Source organism: Fretibacterium fastidiosum (assembly GCF_000210715.1).
Taxonomy (GTDB): domain Bacteria; phylum Synergistota; class Synergistia; order Synergistales; family Aminobacteriaceae; genus Fretibacterium; species Fretibacterium fastidiosum.
Window position 1 is genome coordinate 1,704,173 of the sequence record NC_021038.1, and the last position, 1,799, is coordinate 1,705,971.

At 64.9% G+C, this 1,799-nt stretch carries 4 protein-coding genes; all 4 read left to right on the plus strand.

The window, feature by feature from the left end; translation table 11 throughout:
• Nucleotides 1-187 (plus strand): EutP/PduV family microcompartment system protein (locus tag SY1_RS07850; RefSeq protein WP_279369731.1); only part of this gene is annotated, 187 nt, incomplete at its 5' end.
• Nucleotides 188-190: 3 nt separating this feature from the next.
• Nucleotides 191-472 (plus strand): BMC domain-containing protein, encoded by a 282-nt coding sequence (locus tag SY1_RS07855; protein ID WP_015556705.1) that lies wholly within the window; start codon nucleotides 191-193, stop codon nucleotides 470-472.
• A 53-nt stretch (nucleotides 473-525) separates the two neighbouring features.
• Nucleotides 526-1,332, plus strand: a complete 807-nt coding sequence (gene pduB / locus SY1_RS07860) for a propanediol utilization microcompartment protein PduB (RefSeq protein ID WP_015556706.1) — start codon at nucleotides 526-528, stop codon at nucleotides 1,330-1,332.
• Between the two features lie 35 nt (nucleotides 1,333-1,367).
• Nucleotides 1,368-1,799: propanediol/glycerol family dehydratase large subunit (locus SY1_RS07865; RefSeq protein ID WP_243440633.1), on the plus strand; the 432-nt coding region annotated here is incomplete at its 3' end.

Below are 1,799 nucleotides of genomic sequence, written 5' to 3' on the forward strand. Positions count from 1 at the left end.
CCTCAGGGCCCACGCCATCGGCGTCGTGACGAAGGCGGACATCGCGGACCCCAAAAGCCTGGACCATGCCAGGCGGATGCTGATTCAGGCTGGCGCCAGGGAGGTATTTATGGTCTCCTCCGTGACGGGGGAGGGCGTGGAGGCTCTCAGGGATTGCATCAACAAATACTTTGAGGAGGTGCGGTAGTTTATGAACGGTGAAGCTCTTGGAATGATCGAAACCCGCGGTTTGGTTGGGGCCATCGAGGCCGCAGACGCCATGGTGAAGGCGGCGAACGTCCACCTGATCGGGTACGAGAAGATCGGCTCCGCCTACGTGACCGTCATGGTCCGCGGCGACGTGGGCGCGGTGAAGGCCGCCGTCGACGCCGGCGCGGCTGCGGCGAAGCGCGTTGGCGAGGTCGTGTCGGTCCACGTGATCCCAAGACCCCACTCCGACACGGAAAAGCTTCTTCCCAAGTCCGGGGAGTAGTCCCCTCTCGAGCGGGATAATGCACGGTTCTCGATTTTAAGGAGGGGTGAGTTATGGATAAGGACATGGTAAATCAGGTTATGGATGCAGTGATGAAGAGGCTGGGCGACACCCCCGCTCCCGCGGCCCCTGGAGCTGAGAAGGCGTCGGCCGGCGTGGAGCCCTGCTTCGCCAACATCGGGGTGACGGAGTTCGTCGGCACGGCCCAGGGCCACACCATGGGCGCGGTCATCGCCAACGTGGACCCCATCCTGCACCAGGTCATGGGGCTCGACCCGAAGTACCGCTCCATCGGCATCATCTCCGACCGCGTCGGCGCCGGCCCTCAGATCATGGCGACGGACGAGGCGGTCAAGGCCACGAATACCGAGGTGCTCTCCATCGAGCTGCCGCGTGACACCGAGGGCGGCGCGGGCCACGGCTGCCTCATCCTGCTGGGCGCAGAGGACGTTTCGGACGCCCGCAGGGCCGTCGAGGTGGCGCTCTCCAACGTCCAGAACTACTTCGGCGACGTGTGGGGCAACGAGGTGGGGTACCTCGAGCTGCAGTACACCGCGCGCGCCAGCTACGCCGTGAACAAGGGCCTGGGCGGCCCCCTCGGCAAGGCCTACGGGCTTGTGCTGGGCGCTCCGGCGGGCATCGGCGTCGTCATCTGCGATACGGCGGTGAAGGCGGCCGAGGTGGAGGTCCTCTCCTACGCCTCCCCGTCCAAGACGTCCTACACGAACGAGGCGTTCATCTCGATCACGGGCGACTCCGGCGCCGTGCGCCAGGCCATCCGCGCCGCGCGCGACGTGGGGCTGAAGCTCCTGGGCGCCATGGGGTCGGAGCCGAAGTCCGCTTCGGTCTCCTACATTTAGCGCGTCAGGGCGCGAGTACGTGGAGGTGAACTGTTTTGCCGAAGACAAAACGCAACAAGCGGTTTGAAGTCCTCGAAAACCGGCCGGTCCACAAGGATGGATTCATCGGCGAGTGGGTTGACGTCGGCCTCTACGCCATGGGCAGCCCCAACGACCCCAAGCCCTCCATCAAGATCGAGAACGGCAAGGTCGTGGAGATGGACGGGGTGCGCCGCGAGGACTTCAACATGAACGAGCAGTTCGTGGCGGACTACGCGATCGACCTCGCCATGGCCCCCAAGGCCATGGCCATGAGCGAGCAGGAGATCGCCCACATGCTGGTGGACATCAACGTCCCGCGCACGGAGTGCACGAAGGTCATGCAGGGCCTGACGCCTGCCAAGATCGCCGGCGTGATGGACAAGCTGGACATCGCGGAGATCATCCTGGCCATGCACAAGATGCGCACCCGCGGGAAGCCCGGAAAC